Annotated in this window: 13 protein-coding genes and 1 riboswitch; of the genes, 10 read left to right on the plus strand and 3 right to left on the minus strand. The window is 42.7% G+C overall.

Features of this window, described 5'->3' with window-relative positions; translation table 11 throughout:
* Window positions 1-521: 521 nt before the first annotated feature.
* From BLP87_RS15325 to buk, 4 genes are all read left to right on the plus strand, one after another.
* On the plus strand, window positions 522-1,757 hold the full coding sequence (locus BLP87_RS15325; RefSeq protein WP_074463453.1) for an ATP-binding protein: 1,236 nt from the start codon (window positions 522-524) through the stop codon (window positions 1,755-1,757).
* Between the two features lie 141 nt (window positions 1,758-1,898).
* On the plus strand, window positions 1,899-2,729 hold the full coding sequence (locus BLP87_RS15330) for an AAA family ATPase (RefSeq protein WP_074463454.1): 831 nt from the start codon (window positions 1,899-1,901) through the stop codon (window positions 2,727-2,729).
* A 106-nt stretch (window positions 2,730-2,835) separates the two neighbouring features.
* The gene (ptb, locus tag BLP87_RS15335) at window positions 2,836-3,744 is read left to right on the plus strand and encodes a phosphate butyryltransferase (protein WP_026514199.1); all 909 of its coding nucleotides are present in this window, start codon (window positions 2,836-2,838) and stop codon (window positions 3,742-3,744) included.
* 111 nt (window positions 3,745-3,855) lie between these two features.
* Complete coding sequence (gene buk / locus BLP87_RS15340) at window positions 3,856-4,920, plus strand: butyrate kinase (protein ID WP_026514200.1); 1,065 nt, start codon at window positions 3,856-3,858, stop codon at window positions 4,918-4,920.
* 91 nt (window positions 4,921-5,011) lie between these two features.
* Here buk and BLP87_RS15345 read toward each other — a convergent pair whose 3' ends face one another.
* The gene (locus BLP87_RS15345) at window positions 5,012-5,281 is read right to left on the minus strand and encodes a helix-turn-helix domain-containing protein (RefSeq protein WP_026514201.1); all 270 of its coding nucleotides are present in this window, start codon (window positions 5,279-5,281) and stop codon (window positions 5,012-5,014) included.
* Between the two features lie 441 nt (window positions 5,282-5,722).
* On the opposite strand from BLP87_RS15345, the gene BLP87_RS15350 reads away from it, so the two are divergent.
* The 6 genes from BLP87_RS15350 to BLP87_RS15375 all read left to right on the plus strand — a co-directional run bounded on the left by BLP87_RS15350 (window position 5,723) and on the right by BLP87_RS15375 (window position 18,108).
* On the plus strand, window positions 5,723-7,636 hold the full coding sequence (locus BLP87_RS15350; RefSeq protein WP_074463455.1) for an NAD(+) synthase: 1,914 nt from the start codon (window positions 5,723-5,725) through the stop codon (window positions 7,634-7,636).
* A 9-nt stretch (window positions 7,637-7,645) separates the two neighbouring features.
* On the plus strand, window positions 7,646-8,305 hold the full coding sequence (gene sdaAB / locus BLP87_RS15355) for an L-serine ammonia-lyase, iron-sulfur-dependent subunit beta (protein WP_074463456.1): 660 nt from the start codon (window positions 7,646-7,648) through the stop codon (window positions 8,303-8,305).
* Window positions 8,306-8,315: 10 nt separating this feature from the next.
* Window positions 8,316-9,173, plus strand: a complete 858-nt coding sequence (gene sdaAA / locus BLP87_RS15360) for an L-serine ammonia-lyase, iron-sulfur-dependent, subunit alpha (protein WP_074463457.1) — start codon at window positions 8,316-8,318, stop codon at window positions 9,171-9,173.
* 159 nt (window positions 9,174-9,332) lie between these two features.
* Window positions 9,333-16,229 (plus strand): CehA/McbA family metallohydrolase, encoded by a 6,897-nt coding sequence (locus BLP87_RS15365; RefSeq protein ID WP_074463458.1) that lies wholly within the window; start codon window positions 9,333-9,335, stop codon window positions 16,227-16,229.
* Between the two features lies 1 nt (window position 16,230).
* A complete protein-coding gene (locus BLP87_RS15370) occupies window positions 16,231-17,373 on the plus strand; it encodes a YibE/F family protein (RefSeq protein ID WP_074463459.1) in 1,143 nt (380 codons plus the stop codon).
* Between the two features lie 81 nt (window positions 17,374-17,454).
* On the plus strand, window positions 17,455-18,108 hold the full coding sequence (locus tag BLP87_RS15375) for a prolipoprotein diacylglyceryl transferase family protein (RefSeq protein WP_074463460.1): 654 nt from the start codon (window positions 17,455-17,457) through the stop codon (window positions 18,106-18,108).
* 69 nt (window positions 18,109-18,177) lie between these two features.
* On the opposite strand, the gene BLP87_RS15380 is transcribed toward BLP87_RS15375, so the two are convergent.
* Together BLP87_RS15380 and BLP87_RS15385 are read right to left on the minus strand one after the other, a co-directional pair.
* A complete protein-coding gene (locus tag BLP87_RS15380; protein ID WP_074463461.1) occupies window positions 18,178-19,467 on the minus strand; it encodes a bifunctional folylpolyglutamate synthase/dihydrofolate synthase in 1,290 nt (429 codons plus the stop codon).
* Window positions 19,454-19,969: a folate family ECF transporter S component gene (locus BLP87_RS15385; RefSeq protein WP_034468757.1), complete on the minus strand. Its 516-nt coding sequence runs from the start codon at window positions 19,967-19,969 to the stop codon at window positions 19,454-19,456. Before BLP87_RS15385 ends, BLP87_RS15380 begins: the two co-directional genes overlap by 14 nt.
* 64 nt (window positions 19,970-20,033) lie before the next feature.
* A riboswitch (THF riboswitch) is annotated at window positions 20,034-20,129 on the minus strand.
* Window positions 20,130-20,378: the final 249 nt, after the last annotated feature.

Genomic DNA, 20,378 nt, shown 5'->3' on the forward strand with positions numbered 1-20,378 from the left:
TGAGAATCAATACTTGAGCGATTATATCAAATGGAAGGGGCTTACAGAGGATTTTGAATACTTCAAAGCTCATGCCCATAAGGTTCGTCTTGATGAGGACCTGCCATTCGAAAACTATGTATTATAACTAAAGTAACTCGGGGAATGCTGCTATTGCGGTGTTCCCCATAACAAGAAACTTGGTGGTAAACTTTTTCGGTAGCGTTAGTGGTAAACTTTTTCAGTATCGCTACTGGTAAACTTATTCACCAGCGAAAAATGGTCAAATGGTAAAGTTTTTCGCTAGCGAAGTGGTAAACTAATTCGGTAGCGAGTGGTAAACTTTTTCATTGACGTTTACAGATAGCTTTATTCCTACATTTAAGAAGCTTGCAGAAATATTGAAAACAAAGATTGATGAAGTAGGCGAAGGATTTTGAGTAAAGCTACGAAAATTGAAAACCCACGTTTGAAATGTTATAATATGACTAATTCCGAATCATAATCGGAATTAGTCGTTTTTTCTTTTATGAGGATAATCTATGGAATACATTCACAGACATGTTGAGAGCATACTGCTCAAGTCAGAAAAACTGTATAAAGCAATCTTGGTAACAGGGGCACGGCAGACAGGCAAGTCTACGCTTATAAGAAATGTTTTTCCCGATAGGAAGATGCTGACTTTTGACGATCAGTTTCTGGAAGATCAGGCAAATGACGATCCCAATACATTCCTTGCGCTCAATGAGCCGCCTATTTTCATGGATGAGGTTCAGAGGGTTCCCAATCTTTTTAGGTATCTCAAGATGGAATGCGACAAGGATGATGTAAAGGGAAAGTACTTATTGTCTGGATCGCAGCCGTTTAAGCTTATGGATCTGGTGTCGGATTCTTTGTCGGGAAGAGTTTCTATAATAGAGCTTGCTCCTTTATCTTTGCGTGAGATAGAAAGGGATTCTTTTGCGGAGCCTTTTATTCCCACTGAAGAATATGTAAGAGCAAGAAATAAGTCGGCGAAGCCTGCGCCGGATATTTGGAACAAGATACACAGAGGCGGATATCCGGAACTTCAGAATCCCGATATGGACTGGCAGATGTTTTTTGCAAACTATGTAAAGACTTATCTGGAGCGAGATGTAAGGGAATTATCGGCCGTGCAGGATTTGGATTCGTTTAGAAGATTTATGATTGCATGCGCATCAAGAACGGGAGAAATTCTGAATTATTCCAATATTGCCGATGAAGTGGGAAAAGACGCCGATACTATCAAAAAATGGATCTCGATATTGGAGGCGTCGGGAATTGTTTATATTTTGGAGCCGTATAAGGCATCAGCTTTAAAGAGGGCAATCAAGTCACCAAAACTGTACTTCAGAGATACGGGACTTGCCGCATATCTTACAAGATGGCTTACCCCTGAAACAATGGCGAATGGTGCTATGAGCGGAGCTTTTTTTGAGACATATGTAATTTCTGAGATATTAAAGTCGTATTCAAATGCAGGATTTGACTACAGATATTACGTATCTTATTACAGAGGCAAGGATAAAAAAGATAATAAGGAATCGGAGATTGATTTTATTATCGAACAGAATGGCACTCTTTATCCTATTGAGATAAAGAAGAACAGCAAGGTTACTGCTGAGATGACAAGTGCGTTTACAATCCTTGATAAAATTGAAGAGAAAAAGCGCGGAATGGGCGCGGTTATCTGTACATGCCCTGCACCCGGAAAGCTTCGGGATAATATATGGCAACTTCCGGTCTGGTTTGTGTAAAAGATCTTGGAAAGGCCGGTATCGATTATTTCAAAAATGACAGAGTCTGATTTTATGGAGCTATTAGGATGAATACTCCGTGAGTATAGCTATGAGCTAACCGGCGTCGAAGTCGACAAGATTAAAAAGGTTTAACGGACAATGAAATATCTTTTGAGTTTTAAACTAAGCGGTGAGCGGCTTGAAGAAAGCTGTCCGCATATTTATCCGTACAGCGTGTTTAGAGGCAAGGACCCGGAACCGTTTGTCTTTTCGGATATTACGGTGCTGTATGGAAATAACGGTTCGGGAAAGTCGACGATACTCAATATCATTGCGAACAAGCTCGAGTTAAAAGGAAGGGAGCATGTGACTGCAAATGGTTTGGGGCGTATCGATTATACATTGAAATATAACAATGAGTGTGCTTACGATCTTGGCGTAGATGAGAATTCAGGCTTATCTTTTCATGAAATTCCAAGAAATAGTATGTATATAAAGAGTGAAGATATTCTCTATGAGATCAAGAAGATTCAGCAAAGGGATGTACTGTCAAGCGATATGCTCTATTACAATATGAAGCAGGGAAAAAATCGTAAGGAGGCAGAGCGGTATCTTTCTTCAGCTGAAGGGAAAAAGCGTTTGGTTGAAAAAATATTTGCTCAGGAAAAATATTCAAACGGTGAGACGGCGCTGCAGATATTAAATGATCTTATTACCCCGGATGCGTTGTTTCTTCTTGATGAGCCTGAAGTATCTCTTTCGCCCGCCAACCAGGTGACGATGGCGGAAGAAATCAACAAGATGGCAAGGTTTCTTGGATGCCAGTTTATCATCGCTACGCATTCACCGTTTCTTTTGGGTACTCTTAATGCCAAGATATATAATCTTGATACATGTGATTACAGAGTCAGCAAGTGGTACGATCTCGAGAACGTTAGGTACTTCTATGATTTTTTTCAGAAAAGAAAAGATTTTTTGAATAATAGGTAGCTACTGTAAATGGTATTCTTGCATTTATGAATACTGAGTGTTAAAATTTTATCATATGGCTTTTGGATATTTTAATCTAAGATAAATATTTTTGGAGGTTTTTAAAATGAGTAAGAATTTTGATGACATTTTGGCAAAGCTTAAGACAGCTGAGAAAAAGAAGATGTCTGTTGCCGTAGCGCAGGACACACACGTTCTTGAGGCTGTTAAGGTTGCTAAGGAGAGAGGAATCGTTGATTCTATCCTCGTTGGTGACAAGGATGAAATCGAGAAGAAGGCAGCAGAGGTTGGAATGAACCTTGCAGACTACGAGATCATCGATGTTAAGGATACCATCGAGGCAGCTCGTACAGCAGTTTCTCTTGTACACGACGGAAAGGCTGACATTTACATGAAGGGTGCTTTGGAGTCAAGAGATTTCCTTAAGAGCGTTCTTGATAAAGAAGTTGGTCTTCGCACAGGTCGTCCTCTTTCACACGTTTGCGTGTTTGAGATTCCCGGAATCGATCGTCTTCTTTTCCTTACAGACGTTGCATTTATGCCATATCCCACACTTGAGGATAAAAAAGTCATCATTGAATATACAGTAGATGTAGCAAGAGCTTGCGGTGTTGATTGCCCTAAGGTTGCTCCTCTTGCAGCAGTAGAAGTAGTTAACCCTAAAATGCCCGTTACGGTTGAGGCAGCAGAGCTTACAAAGATGAACGAAGCAGGCGAGATTAAGAACTGCATCGTTGACGGACCTCTTTCAATGGATCTTGCTATCGATCCCGAGGCTGCTCAGCACAAGGCAGGCGCTCTTGACAGAAAAATCGTCGGTGATGCCGACATCCTTCTTTTCCCTGATATCCACGCAGGAAACCTTACATACAAGACAATCGTTCGTCTTGCAAAGGTTAAAAACGGTAACATCCTTACAGGAACACAGGCACCGGTTATCCTTACATCAAGATCTGACAGTGTTGAGGTAAAGGTTAACTCAATCGCACTCGCAGCAGTTGTTGCCAATAAATAAGCTGAGAGAACTTGATGAGGTTTTTTTCGAATCTAGTTCGAACGTCTTCCGGCGAGGGCGAAGCCCGAGAGCGGAAGTTCCTTATAAAAAAATATGTGAAAGGAAAAAACTATGATAAAGAGTTTAATTATAAATCCCGGTTCAACTTCTACAAAAGTCGGCATCTTCGAGGATGAGACACTTGTAAAAGAGGAAACATTAAGACACAGCACTGAAGAAATCAATCAGTATGCAACAATCATCGATCAGAAAGATTTTCGTAAGAATATCATTCTTGATTTCCTTAAAAAAGAAAACATCGACATCAAATCTTTCAACGTAATCGTAGGAAGAGGCGGACTCTTAAGACCTATTCCGGGCGGAACATACGAGTGTACAGATGCACTTCTTGCAGACCTCAAGGTTGGTGTTCAGGGACAGCACGCATCTAACCTCGGCGGTATCCTTGCAAGAGAGATCGGTGACGAGATCGGTGTTCCTTCATACATCGTTGATCCCGTTGTTGTAGATGAGATGGAGCCTGTTGCACGTATCTCAGGTATTCCTGAAGTTGAGCGTGTTTCAATCGATCATCCTCTTAACCAGAAGGCTGTTGCCAGAAGATATGCAAAAGAGATCGGTAAAAAATATGATGAGATCAGCGTTATCGTAGTTCACATGGGTGGCGGTACATCAACAGGCGTTCATAAGAACGGCAAGATGGTTGACGTATTCGCAGCACTTAACGGTGACGGTGCATTCTCACCTGAGAGAGCTAACGGTATTCCTGCTAAGGCACTCGTTGATCTTTGTTTCTCAGGCAAGTTCACATATGATGAGATGAAAAAGAAAATCGTTGGTGGCGGCGGACTTAACGCTTACCTTGGAACCAACGATATGAGAGAAGTAAACAAGATGTGCGAAGAGGGCGATGAGAAGGCTAATCTTATCCGTGACGCATTCATCTATCAGATCTGCAAGAACATCGGCGCATGCGCTACAGTTCTTAAGGGTAAGGTTGATCAGATCATCCTTACAGGCGGTATCGCATACGGTCAGGTTATCACAGATAAGATTAAGGAAAGTGTTGATTGGATCGCTCCTGTAACCGTATATCCCGGAGAAGACGAGCTCCTTGCACTTGCACAGGGCGCTATCCGTGTTATGAACGGCGAAGAGGAAGCAAAGAAATATTGATAATAAAGTGAGCGAAAGCTCAGTTTTATAACAAAGAAAATCCCCTGATGTTGTGAGCATCGGGGGATTTTTTTGTTGCAAAAATATATAATTATTTTTTTATTGGTACAATTGCGAGCTTGTACCCTAGCGGAACCAATACTTTAAGTAGACTATCGATTTGTGGAGAGTGTACAGCTTTTTCCATTCGAGCGATGACAGGTTGTTTTACGTTACATTTGTCTGCAAGCTCTGATTGAGATAAGCCTTGCTCTTCGCGTATAGTGACCATTGTTCGAAGCAGGTCTTTTTCAAGTTCAATTATTTTTTCTTCTTCGGGAGTGATATTAAGTTCTTGTCTAAATTCCTTCCAATTACTCATTTACATTGTACCTCCGCATATAATAAAAAATGATTTCAAACATATTGTCTCCTTTGATGCTATAACAAATTTGATATAAGAATCAATAACAAATTTGCTATAAATGTTTTGTTCGATTTTTCAACTTATTACTCCTTTCTTGGAAAATTATAGATTTGGCGAATCGCCATGGCGTCGACATAGAATTGTCATTGAAAGACTGCCGACTTTATCCATGGTAGCAGATAAATCTTAAGAAATACCGTCGAATTTTCTTAAGATTTCTTGTAGATGAATAAATGGTCATTTTTTACATTGACGCAAAGGATAAGTTAACTATAATAATTAATGAACGCAGACAATGGTGTCGCAAACACTATTGCCTGCGCTTTTTTGTTTTATTAGAAAATACTCCGTTATGTGAGTATCTATCAGAGTAATTATGTTTTAACAGGTGATTTTATGAAAGACGGATTTATTAAAGTGGCGGCGATCACGCCCAAATTACGAGTGGCCGATGTTCAATATAACATTGGTGAGATTAAGAAATGGATCAAAGAAGCTGAAAAAGAAAGTGCAAAGATAATTGTGTTTCCGGAGCTGTGCATAACAGGGTACAGCTGTCAGGATCTCTTTTTACAGGACGAATTGTTGGAAGGGGCAAAATCTGCGCTCATAGATATAACAAAGTACACAGAAGATATTGATGCGATGGTCTTCGTCGGACTTCCGCTCGCGATAGAAGGAAAGCTCTATAACGTCGCGGCGGCAATAAACAGGGGGAAGATTCTTGGAATTGTGCCCAAGATACACCTTCCGAATTACAACGAATTCTATGAGGCAAGGCATTTTTATTCGGGAAAAGAGCTGAGTACAGTGATAAGTATCGGCGATAGCGAAGTTCCTGCGGGCAGCAGGATTATTTTTGTATGCGATGAAATGCCGGGACTAAGAATTGCTGCGGAAATATGTGAGGACCTGTGGGTTCCGAATCCGCCAAGCACAGAGCATTGCCTCGCAGGTGCGACGATGATCGTAAATCTGTCGGCATCGAATGAAATAATTGGCAAGAGCAGATACAGAAGAAATCTTGTCAGCAGCCGGGCCGCAAGTCTTGTCTGCGCGTATGTCTATGCTTCGGCAGGCCCTGGCGAATCGACGCAGGATGTGGTGTTTTCGGGACACAACATCATGTCTGAGAACGGAAGCATCATTGCTGAGTCGGAGCTCTTTTCCGAAGGGATGATAATTTCAGAGTTTGACATGAAAACTATCGAAGCGGACAGAAGGCGCATGACGACGTACAGCGCAAAACAAACGGATGATTACAAGAAGATCTCTTTTAATATAACAAGTGAAAAGACAAGTCTCACAAGATACATCGCTCCAAAGCCATTTGTACCTTCGGCCAAAACAGAGAGAAACGAGCGCTGCGAGGAAATACTGACAATCCAGGCGATGGGACTTAAAAAGAGGCTTGAACATATCGGATGCAAAAATGTTGTTATCGGCATCTCGGGAGGGCTTGATTCTACGCTGGCTCTTCTTGTAATTGTAAAAGCTTTTGATTATCTCAAACTTGATCATAATGGAATTGTCGCAGTCACCATGCCGGGATTTGGAACGACGGACAGGACTTATGACAATGCGCTCAGCCTCATAAAGGAGACGGGAGCGACGCTTAGAGAGATCAATATCGGTGAAGCGGTCAAAAGACATTTTGCAGACATTGCTCACGATCCCGAAAACCACGATGTGACCTACGAGAACAGTCAGGCGAGGGAGCGCACGCAGATTCTTATGGACATTGCAAATCAGGTAAACGGAATAGTCATAGGAACGGGAGACCTGTCTGAGCTTGCCCTTGGCTGGGCGACATATAACGGTGATCACATGTCCATGTATGCGGTAAATGCATCGGTTCCAAAGACTTTGGTCCGCCATCTTGTGGATTATTATGCTGATACATGCAGTGATGAGAAGTTAAGCGAAGTGCTGCGTGATATTTTGGATACGCCGGTATCGCCCGAGCTTTTACCGCCTGAGGACGGCAAAATCTCGCAGAAAACGGAAGACCTTGTGGGACCTTACGAGCTTCATGATTTCTTTTTGTATCATATGTTAAGGCTTGTGCAGAACCCTGCAAAGATTTATCGTCTTGCAGGCATAGCCTTTGCGGGAAGCTATTCTTCTGAAGAAATTCTGAAATGGGAGAAGGTTTTTTACAAAAGATTTTTTGCCCAGCACTTTAAGAGGAGCTGTCTGCCTGACGGCCCTAAAGTCGGTTCCGTTGCGGTGTCGCCAAGAGGAGACCTCAGGATGCCGAGCGATGCTTGTGCAAATTTGTGGATAAAAGAGCTTAATAAATTAGAATAGGTGGATTAAATGGAGATTTTTGACATTATAGGTCCCGTTATGGTCGGACCTTCAAGTTCGCACACAGCGGGCGCGGTGCGAATAGGGTATGTTGCGGGGAAGCTTCTTGGCGAGGAGATCAAAGAGGCAGAGATATTGCTATACGGTTCGTTCAAAGATACCGGAAAAGGCCATGGTACTGATAAGGCGCTTGTTGCGGGACTTCTTGGAATGAGGCCGGATGATTACCGGATATCTGAGAGCTTTAATATTGCAAAAGAGAAAAATATAAAGATAACATTTGGCGAAGCGAGGCTTGTTGATGCGCATCCCAATTCTGTAGAGCTTGTGCTTCACGGTGTGAACGGCGCATCTATAGACATCATTGCACAGTCAATAGGCGGCGGTAAGATCAACATTGCACAGATAGACGGCATAGATACGAACTTTTCGGGTGAATATCCGACGCTTATCGTTCATAACCTCGATCAGCCGGGGCATGTGTCTGAAGTAACTTCGATGCTGTCGCATAAGCTTGTGAATATAGCAACTATGCAACTTTACCGCTCGTTTAGAGGCGGAAGGGCTGTTATGGTCGTTGAGTGCGATCAGAAAATTCCCGATGACGGCTTAAAGTGGCTCACCAAGATAGAGGGAGTTCTGAAAGTGACGTATTTTGAAGGTGCGTAAGGAGATTGTTATGTATAAATCTATTGAAGATATATTAAGTCAGGCAAAAGAGAAAGATAAAGAATTCTGGGAAATTGTCCTTGAAACAGACATGGAGAGCAGGTGCGTAAGTATGGAGGAATCCATGCGGACAATGGAGCAGATGCTTGAAGCAATGGAGTACGCCGATTCAAAGTACGACGGTAATCTGAGGTCGCAGAGCAAAATTAGCGGCGGTGATGGAAAGCTGCTGGAAGAATATAATCTTTCGGGGAAAAACATATGCGGAGATTTTCTTGGAAAAGTCATGGAGCGCGCGATCAAGATGGGCGAATCCAATGCGTGCATGAGACGTATAGTTGCCGCTCCGACAGCGGGATCGTGCGGAGTTGTGCCGGCTGTGCTTCTAAGCTATAAAGATTATTTTGACGTGCCAAAAGACAAACTGATTCACGCTCTCTATGTTGCGGCGGGAATCGGCAAAGTTATCGGTGAAAACGCGAGTATCTCGGGAGCTTACGGTGGATGTCAGGCTGAGATCGGAACGGCTTCGGCGATGGCATCGGGGGCGCTTGTTTACCTGCAAGGCGGCGATGATGAAGCCATTGCAAATGCAGCCGCGTTTTCTCTTAAGAATATGCTGGGGCTTACCTGTGATCCTGTGGGAGGACTTGTGGAAGTTCCCTGTATAAAAAGAAACTCTCACGGAGCTGTAAATGCGGCTGCGTCTGCACAGCTTGCTCTTGCAGGGATAAAGAGCGCTATTTCGCCTGATGATGTCATAGATAGCATGAGACGAATCGGAAATGAGATGCCTGCAGATGTTAAAGAGACGGGAAAGGGAGGATTGGCTGTAACTGAGTCGGCGAAAAAAATGCTGGTAAAATGAGCTTTTTTCGCCGGCCGGAAATGAAAATGAATACGGAAATTATCGGGAAATAAACACGTTGACGGGCAGTGCCATAAATGATAGTCTGTCGTTGTGCGATTGGCTTATAAGTAGGGGAAAATTATTAAACAGGGGAATTTTTTGTTGGAGGAAAAAGAGATGAGAAAAGCGGGTCGCAAAGCGCTTTCTTTAGTGCTGTCTGTCTACATGGCACTATCTGTTGGTGCGTCCGATCTTTCTATTGCATCTTATGCAGCGGAAGAGCCGGCGAAAACCAATCATTTATGGACCAAAGTCGATCTTGATAAGATATCGGCTGATGATTCCATAGCAATTACAATGACTAACGATACGGGGACATATGTGCTTTCCAATGCACTGTCTACAAATTCAGGTCCCAAGGTAAAGGTTGCCACGGTTGACGGTGATACTCTTAGTATTTCTGAGGGTAATGACAGCGACTACGCTTGGAAGATCACCAAAAACACTGTTGAAGTAAGTTCCAAGGATATGGATAAGAGTAATACTGCACCTGATGAGGTTGAAAAGAATACTCTTGATTCATCTTCGGAAAGTGATGCGAACAAGGATAATTCCGATAAGAAAGCAGACAATCAGGATACTTCAAAAAGTGAAAATCCTCAGGGCGAAAAAGTTGAAGCAGGTGACAAAGATAAAGAAGCAGATGCCGAAAAAACGAAATCAAAAACTGAGACCGACAGCAACAAGCCTGTAGAAGAAAAGAAGGCAACAGGCGCAGGTACAGCTGAGAAGTCTGAGACACAGGTTCCTGCAAATGCAGATAAAACAAATTCTGATAAAACTGTTTCAGACAAAGACGGCACGAAAAAAGAGGCTGCTGCATCTAACGGAACTGCTACAGGTACCGAAGCATCTACAGCTGCAACAAGCCAGGCAGATGCAGAGAAAGATGCCAAGACATCAGAATCTGAAGAAAAAAATAAAGATAAAGAAAATACATCTGTAAAAGAAGAATACTATACCATTTCGGCCGGCAATAAATTCTTATATATCATCGCAAACAATAACGGTGTCAGGATCAACGATTCCAAGCCAAAGGATGATGTCGGTGCCAAGTGGAAGACTGATGATGGATATCTTTGCGCTGCTGATTCAAACGGCGATGTAAGATATTTCGGAGTTTTTGAAAACAAAGATTTTAGATCATACAAAAAGAGTAACGGTGCGATTCACAATAATATAAAAGGCCAGACTCTTGCCTTCTACAAGCTCACGGATAAGGCAGCGGCAGAAGGCCTTCTTGCTCCCACAGCGTCCGTAAAGAGCGGCGAAGCTGTTGAAAGCGGCACTGAGATTACACTCTCATGTGCTACAACAGGAGCAAAGATCTATTTTAATACAAACGGAACAGAGAATTTCTCTGAATACAAGGAACCCATCAAGATAACAGAGGATACCACTATTTACGCATATTCCACCAAGGACAATGCCGACAGTGAGAAAGTATCTTTTGCATATACGGTGAAAAAAGGAAGTAAGTTCACAGAAAACACAGTGGCAAAGCTCCTTACAAGAGAGTTCTATGACGGAGACGTTGTTGTCGTATACTACCCGGCTGATAAGAAACTTATGACAGCCAAAGAGATGACCACACTTCTTGGCGCCAAAACAGGCAAATTTGACTGCGAAGATGCGACTCCTTCAGAAAATAAAACTATAGATATCAAGGACAAGAACGCACTTGTTCTCAAGGTTTCCGTTGATGAAAACGGAAAGAGCACACTTAAGACCGAAGATGGAAAATATCTGACTGCAACGGTTGAGAAAAATGGCACAAAGACAAACTGCGCTCTTAAACTTGCAGATTCAGCCGAGGAATACAGCACATGGACATTGCAAAACGTCGGTGATGCTGCAGACGGCAAGTTCATCCTTGTAAATGACAAGGCCAAGAGCGAATCTTACAAGGTTGCACTTGAGTGTTATAAAAATGCGTTTTCAAGCTACGGTATCGGCTCTGATACATCAGCTTTTGAAGTAAATTTCTACGCACTCGAAGAAGGTGAAAAGGTTGAAAAGACAGAGAGCGATAAGAATACGGAACTTATAGTCGCGCAGTGGGCAGGAAATGCCAACTACGATGAAGCGGGAATCGCGGACAAAAAAGTTATAAACGGCGATCTTTATTCTACCAATGACATGCTTGATGAGAACGCCAAGTACAGTGTTGTTGTGGGCGGCGAAAAAGTTAAGCCTTACACATCGGCAAAGTCAAGCACAACAGGCTCAACAAGCTATTACATGGGTGCTACAGGTGTAGTAAACAATACCGATTACATCCAGATGGAATTCCCCACTCTTGGATATGCAGACATGAAGCTCAGTTTCCGTATGCGTTCGTCAAATACGGCAGTGGGAGCTTATCAGCTTCAGTATTCTGCAACAGGTGAGGATGGAAGCTTCAAGAATTTCAGTGAAGGTTCATATTCATATAAATATACAACATACAGAGACAACAAACCTTCAGAGGTAAGTGGCAGTAAGCAGATTTCTGACGGTATTGCCAAGACTTCTCTTGCGCCTACCAACTATGTGGAATTTAGCTTTAAGATTCCCGACGGTGCCAATAACAAAGAAAAGATATACGTAAGACTTGTTCCTGCGACAACTCTTTCTGCAAAGGGTGATAAAGATGCGGGAAAAGACGGAACAAACAGAATTGATACCGTCATAGTATCAGGACATCCCGTGGTATCAGATAAGATCTGCGGCCATGTTATCGCAGATCCTGCAAGCGGCGAAATTGAAAAAGGCGCTAAGATAGCTCTTTTGACAGGAACCGAAGGTGCGGACATTTATTATTCGATAAACGGTGCGGAAGAAGTTAAGTATGATGCCGGCAATAAGATCGCAGTATCGGAGCTTCCCGCTATAATTCGTGCCCGTGCGGTTAAAGAGGGATTAAAAGACAGCGTAACCTGCGTTTATCAGTATACTCAGGCACAGGTTGCCACAGTTAAGGCTACTCCAAACGGCGGAGCAATAGCGGCAAATCAGAAGATCACATTGTCTACAAAGACAGAAAACGCAAAGATTTTCTACAGATACATGACAGACGAAGAAATCGAGAAAAATGTTGTTGAATCTGTAGAACAGCAGAATGCGGAAGAAGGCAGTGAGCCCGACGCAGCACAGGAAGAAGCCCATGATGACTGGGTAGAATATACACAGCCGTTTGAGGCAAAAGAGCTCCCTGCGCAGATTCAGGTAAAGGCTGTAAAAGAGGGATACTCAGACAGCGTGGTTTCAACGCTTAAATATACAAAGCGTACAAATGAGAGAGAAAATATATACTTCGGTCAGGTCCATGCACATACCAACATTTCAGACGGTGCGGGATCATTGGAGGATGCGCTTTCTCATGCATCAAAGGTTGATAACCTCGATTTCATCATTATCACCGATCACTCCAACTCGATTGATAATGAAGGAAATTCAAAGATCACGGAAAACGTTGATACAAGCGAAAATGATGAGTGGACTTATGCTCATAATCTTGTAAAGAAGTATTCAACAGACGATTTCACCTGTGCTTACGGCTATGAGATGACCTGGTCAAACGGACTCGGACACATGAATACCTTTAACACAAAGGGATTCCAGAGTCGTACACAGAAAGATTTTTCAACATATTCAACGGCGCTTAATAACTACTATGCAGCTCTTAGAACTGCGCCTGATTCTATCAGTCAGTTCAATCACCCGGGAACGACCTTCGGTGATTTCCAGGATTTTGCATATTACTCGGAAGAAAACGATGCGCTCATTACAATGATAGAGGTTGGTAACGGTGAAGGTGCGATAGGATCTTCAGGTTACTTCCCTTCATACGAGTATTACACCAGAGCTCTTGATAAGGGCTGGCACGTGGCTCCCACAAACAACCAGGATAACCACAAGGGACTTTGGGGCGATGCCAACACTGCACGTACTGTAATGCTTGCAGATACCAACAGCGAAGAAGCAATATACGATGCAATGAGAAATTATCGTATATATGCAACTGAGGACAATGACCTTTCAATCTACTACACACTTGATAACAACGTTATGGGTAGTATTCTTGATAAGGATACTGTAGGTGAAACGGTTGAGATCAAGGCTGACATCAAGGATCCTACGGACTCTGCGATCGGTAAGGTAGAAGTAGTCGTAAACGGCGGTCAGGTGATCGCTTCACAGAACGTTGACAAGAGCGAGGCAACGGTTACATTTACAGTTCCCTCTGCATATTCTTACTACTACCTCAAGATTTCCGAGCAGGATAAAGACATTGCGGTAACAGCTCCTGTATGGGTAGGCAGTGTCGAGGCTTGCGGAATCAACAATGCATATACAGAGACGGTACTTCCTGTAGCGGGAGAGTCTCTTGATATCAACGTTGACCTTTTCAACAACGAAAAGACACCTCTTGAGATTAAGGATATCGAGATTGAACTCAGCGATGTGGATGGCAAAAAAGTACCTGTTTCCAAAGTGACAGGCGCAGAGGCTAAGGTATCAGAGGTTGCTTCAAACGGCACCGCATCATATAAAACAAGCTATGTATACAACGAGGCGGGGCAGGTGACATATGAGGTTACCGTTCATGCTATGCTTGGTGGTATTGAGAAGATTTATAAAGATAAGTTTGCCGTAAATTATGCGGTTCCCAAGATGGTCTCAAATGTGATCATTGACGGTACTCACTATAATGATTACGTTTCGGGCTATTACACAGGAAATGTGAATGCGTTCATAAATCTTTGTGCTAAGAAAAATATACGAGCAACTGTGGTTAAGGACAATATCACAAGTGACATGTTAAAAGACTGTAAGTTACTTGTTTTGTCAGCTCCCGGAAAGAATAATAAAGAACCTAGCAAGGTTTCACATTACAGTGATGACTTTATCAAGATGGTAAAAGAATATGTGGCAGGCGGCGGATCAGTGATCGTATGCGGTCTTGCTGATTATTCCGATACCAAAGACTGCCAGACTGCAACAGAGCAGAATAAGATCCTTGAAGCAATCGGCGCAACCATTCGTATGGGCTCCGATGAAGTGTGCGATGATAAGAATAACGGCGGACAGGTTTACAGAATGTATCCTACCGTATTCAACAAAGAATCCGCTCTTCTTGCAGGAATAAAGGAAGGCCAGAAGTACAGCCAGTATTCGGGATGTTCTGTGGATATTTCAGGTGCAAAGGCTACAAACTTTGTTGATGAGGCAGAGTGGCTTGTAAACGGATTTGAAACCACATATTCAGTTGATTGCAAAGACGGAGCAGGAAACTCTAATGGCGGTGCTTTGCCGAACGGCGTTAAAGGAGTAAAGCTTGATAATGACGGAAAGGTGACATTTATCGCACGTCAGAAGACAAAAGCAGGCGGTCAGATCATAGTTTCGGGTGGCGTATTCCTCTCAGACTTTGAAGTAAAAGCTGAAATGGACAACAATGATTCACTTCCTTTTGCAAACCATACGATCGTAAATAACATTATTGACGGCGCTACGGTTGAGCTTGAGACTACAACTATCGCAAAAGCCAGACAGGGCAAGATGAACGAAGTCTTCGCAGTTGAAGGCTATGTGACATCGGGAACAGAAAATCAGGACACAACATTCTTTGATACCATCTACATTCAGGATGAGACGGGCGGAATGGACATATTCCCTTATGCTACACCCGGACTTAAGATTGGTACCAAGATGCGCATTGTCGGCTATCTCGCACAGTATCAGGGCGACCTTGAGCTCAAAGTTCTTTCTGCAAAAGAGCTCAAAGCAGATCCTAAAGTATGGGAACCTAAAGCAGTTGATACCAAGACCGCAATGGATTACGATAAGCTTGGAGGTCAGCTCCTTAAGACAACAGGTGATGTGACAAGGGTTGATTACAACGCCGACGGAACGGTTGCCGAGTTCTGGTTAAAAGATTCATCGGGAGCCGAGGCGGCTATCTTCATCGACGGATATATAAGATCCGGCTCAACAGGTAAGAATACTGTCGGAGATTTCGTAAAGAAAGGTGCCAAAGTTACCGCCGCAGGTGTGCTCTATAAGCATCCTGAAGGAAAATCGGATGTATCAGTACCGGTACTCAGGGTTCGCAACTGCGACGATATTGTACTTGCAGGTAAGGCAGATAACACAAAGAAGGGTGATAAAGCCGGCGATAAAAAGACTGATGATAAGAAGTCAGACGCAGTGAAGGACAATAAGGGAACAGGCGATAAGAAGACCGATTCGGCAAAAGACAACAAGGCAACGGGCGACAAGAAGACCGATTCGGTAAAAGACAACAAGGCAACCGATAATAAAAAGAAAGATTCCGCAAAGGATAACAAGAAATCCGATAACAAAAATTCTGACACTGTGAAGGACAACAAAGGAAAAGACAATAAGCAGACTGATAACAAAAAGTCTGGATCGGTGAAGGCTAACAAGGGAACTGACAATAAGAAAGCCGATAACAAGAAGTCGGAATCCGTAAAAGACAATAAGAATACGGATAACAAAAAGACAGATAACAAAAAGTCAGAGTCCGTAAACGGCAAAAAGAAATCAGACAATACGAAGAAAGACAATTCTGTACTCGGAGCTAAAAAGAAGCAATCCGATAATAAAGCTGCAGATTCAAACAAGAAGGATTCTTCGGATAACAGCACAGAGGCAAAGTCTACAGATGCAGACAACAGCAGCACCGAAAATGAGGATAACAAGGATTCTGCACAGACTGCAGATTCTCAGACCGACAACGGTGCAGAGCAGGATAAACAGGAAGATAACGGCAAGAAAAAAGAGTTTAAGCTACCCGAGCTGCCCAACATACCTAAAAAGTTTGTGGCAATAGGAGCCGGTGCGGTTGGCGTTGTGGCGCTGGTTATCTTTGTGATAAGCCATATTGCAGCAGGCGTTTCTGCGGGAGCTGCAGCAGGAGCTTCGGCCGCAGCAGGTGCAGCCGCTGCATCAGGTGGAAAACTTGCGGGATTGTTATCAAAATTAAGACATTTATTTGGAAAAAAATAATATGAAAAAAGAGCTGATAATAAAAGCTGTATCAGTCCTTGTATTCATAGCCTTAAGCATTGGCGTAGTTATCTATGCCAATGCGGACAGGCCTAAATACACTGTAACAGAGAACTCCGGAGTTGAATATGAGACTGCCAGAGTTCTTTCTGTAATAGAGGACAATACGGTTATTGATGAGAGTGTTGAAAATCAAAAGAAGGGCAGCAGCGAGCTTAAGGTTAAAATCCTAACAGGCCGCTATAAAGGTGACATTTGCAAAGTCACAAACTATTTCAGTGCCCTTTATAACGTGGATGTAAAAGAAGGTGATACTGTCAGTGTAAGGATAGATACATCAGCGGAACATACGTATACCGTAAGTGTCTATAACTACAATCGTATTCCGCTTACAATCGGACTTGTAGCTGTATTTTTTGCTGTGCTTGTTCTCATGGGAGGAAAGCAGGGATTAAAAGCCTTTATAGGACTTGTTTACACGGTATTTATTATCCTGTTTGTGCTACTTCCGCTTGTTTACAAGGGCTTTTCTGCAATCCCCGTGACGATTGCGGTTATATTTGTAACCTCTGCGGTATGCTTTTTGCTTATCGGAGGAACCGGTAAAAAGACTGTCTCGGCAGCCTTGGGATCGCTTGCGGGAGTGCTCATAGCTGCCATACTCGGAGCTGTATCCGCAAAGCTTGGCGGCGTTACGACATTTCAGACGGATGAGGCTGAGGCACTTCTTCTTGTGAAATCAACAAGTAATCTAAAGATGTCAGGTCTTTTTATCAGTGGGATACTGATCGCTGCGATGGGTGCGGTTATGGATATAGCGATGTCAATTTCATCGGCTGTAGAAGAGATTAAACTTGCAAATGAAAAAGCGGGTTTTGCAGAACTCTTTAGATCGGGAATGAAGATTGGAAGAGACGCCATGGGCACAATGGCCAATACGCTTGTACTTGCCTATGTCGGCGGCGCACTTAATATGATGATCCTTATATATTCCTATGGAGTGTCTTTTATCCAGTTAATAAATACAGATTTTGTGGCTGTTGAGCTTATCAGAGCAATCGCAGGCTCTGTTGGTATTATATCAACCGTTCCGTGTGTTGCAGCCATTGGTGCGTATTTGTATGGCCATAAGAATAACAAATAGCCAATATCATGATCGGCATTTGAAAGAATTGTGTATATGCAATAAAATGATGACATAATAACGTAAGGAGACGGAACATTTATGTATAAGACAATGATAGCTTCTGCATTATTTTTTGGACTGCTCACGATAGCATATTTGCAACAGAAAAGAAATGTTCCCAAAAAGATTGTCTTTTTGTTCGCTGTACTGGAATTGATAATGTGTTTATGCACTTCACTCTTAACGAATTTTGTGCTTACAAAAGGACAATATATCAGGCTTAACAGTAGCGGTGCCGCGCTGGGTATGCTTTTGGGAGCATATATATTTACAAGGATAACTCCCAAATATAAAGAAGTATTTTTTGAATCCTTTGTGGTAGCCCTTCCGTTGATGTACGGAGTGGCAAAAATAGGATGTGCTTTCGCGGGATGTTGCGAAGGGCTTCCGTATAACGGATTTATGCGTGTCCATACCGACAAGGGAAATCTATTTCCGATTCAAAAGTTAGAGTCTGCAGTTTTTCTGCTTCTTTTTGCATTTTCCATTGTTTTATATTTCAAAAAGCGTTTTAATCCGCTGGTTGCTTCGAGCATATATGCTATAGCTAAGATTGCTTTAGATTTTCTCAGATACGCGCATCTTTATCATGTCATAACAGCTACGCAGGTAATGTGCGTAGTTATCGTTGTACTTTTTATTTTCTTAAACAGAAGACAAGCAAAAACAACAAAACTCTATTCCGATGAATGATCGGAATAGAGTATCAATGATAATCTGTATGCCACAGGGGGAGCGTTGTCAATCGCTGTATCTGATTGTTCAAAATTTCAATGTAATATCTTTTATGAGATAGAGAGATCCTGCAATGCAGAGAACTTCTGTCTCGTCTTTACATAGGTCTTCAAATGGATAATCTTTTTCCAAAACAGTTGCTTTAACGCCGCGGCTTTCTATCATCTTGGCGAGGTCGTCGGGAACCATAGTTCTTGGATTGGGAACACTTGTGACGTAGCACTTATCTGCAATCGGCATCAGTTCATCGAGGATGATATCAACTTCTTTGTCGGCGAGGATTCCAAGAAGGAATGTGATTTTTTTACCCGGGAAGTATTCTTCAAGGGATGAACGAAGAACTGCCGCGCCCTGTCTGTTGTGGCCACCGTCTATTATGATATACGGATTTTCTTTTACGACAGTGAAACGTCCGAACCATTCGGTATTAGCGATTCCTCGGGATATGTCGGTTTCGGAAATTCTAAATCCTTTCTGAGCCAGTTTCCTTGCGGCGTAGATTGCTTGGGCTGCGTTGCCTATCTGGTAGGTGCCCAGAAGCTTTGTGCTGTAAGTTACTCCGTCTACGTTAAAATGCTGTCCCTGCAAACTTCGTTCAATCGGGACGGGCTCAGTGAAGTATGCCAAAGAAACAGCTTTTTTTGCGCAAAAATCTTCAAGAACTTTGCTGACTTCTCGTTCCTGAAATGGAGTGATGACAGAGGTACCGTGCTTGATTATTCCGGCTTTCTCGGTTGCAATCTCAGTCAGTGTGTTACCAAGGATCGACATGTGGTCGTAGCTTATCGGAGTAATGAGAGTAACAAGCGGCGCGGGAATTACGTTTGTCGTATCCACGCGGCCTCCCATGCTGACTTCCATGACGATGATGTCACAGTTTTTTTCACTGAAATAAATAAAAGACATGACGGTAAGAATCTCATATTCGCTGGGAAATATGTTCTCGGTGGCAAGCTCGTCATATGCAGGCTTTATCTGTGAAAAGAGCCTTGCAAAATCCTCATCCGAAATTTCAGTATTGTTTATCTTAAAGAGTTCATTGTAGTGGTATAAAAAGGGTGAGGCGAAGGTGCCGACTCTTAAGCCTGCTTCGATAAGAATCGAGGTGAGATAGGCAACTGTTGAGCCTTTGCCGTTTGTGCCTGCGACGTGAACATAGCGCTGCCCGATCTGGGGATTTCCCAGTTTTCTGAGAAGAGCAAGCTCGGCGTCCAGAGAAAACATGTCTTTTATGGGGGTATTATTATTTTTAGGCGGTTCAAAGTGAGGCAATTTCTCGAAAAAAGAAATTGCCTCTGAATAATTATACTCGTGCATAAGTCTTAATCCTGCCAAATGCTTCCAAAACAATGTAAAGCATTAAAATATTGATGGGGAGCATTACAAGTTCTTTGGGAAGTCTTGCTACAAGTGTCACAAAGAAGCCTTTTTTGATATACATCATGTCAAGCCAGTAGGTATTCATGATGATGCCGACGATAAGTGTGTGAACGGCTTCAGCCGCAACAATTCTGGCAAGCGTAGGTTTCTTGTTGTATAGAATAAAGCCGAAGATCAGGCCGCTTACGATTCCGCTTATAGTAAATCCGGGAAAGAAAGGACCGGTAGGCTTTACAAGATATCCTCCGATATCGGTAAGTGCTCCGACGATAGCGGCAATACCAGGGCCGAGCGACATACCTGCGATGCCGATTGGGAGTGAGCCGAATCTGATCTCGATGATCTGGTTGATGGGAATTTTGAGAAATCCCAGTACGATACCCAGAGCCGTTAACATGGCGGCCAGAGTAAGTGTGTTTGTGTCACGTAATTTTTTCATAAAAAATACACCTCCTCGCAGCTTCCTTTTGTCTACACGAGAGGTGTTATACACTTCACTATGTAGCAGCGGGATGCGACCATAAAACCGCGGATTACCCTTCGTCCGAATGACAACTCCCTGTTCACCCGGCACTTGACGCTTTACAGTCTACTCTGCATTCTTTTTAATTTTGTCTGTATTATAGGGTGAATGAAAAAGAATATCAAGCATAAATATACATAAACATTTATAGGAATAGCAGCCTGTTACATGCATTTTTTACTAAAAACATGTTATATGCGGGGGGTGTGCATTGTGTGGGAATTATGATATATTCTTAACTTCCAATAGATTTTGAAACTCAATTGAAAATTTAGGCATAAAAGTCCGGAAAATTCAGCATATCTGTTGATTTTTCGGGCTTTTC

Origin of the sequence: Butyrivibrio hungatei, assembly GCF_900101605.1 — a bacterium.
GTDB classification, from domain to species: domain Bacteria; phylum Bacillota; class Clostridia; order Lachnospirales; family Lachnospiraceae; genus Butyrivibrio; species Butyrivibrio hungatei_B.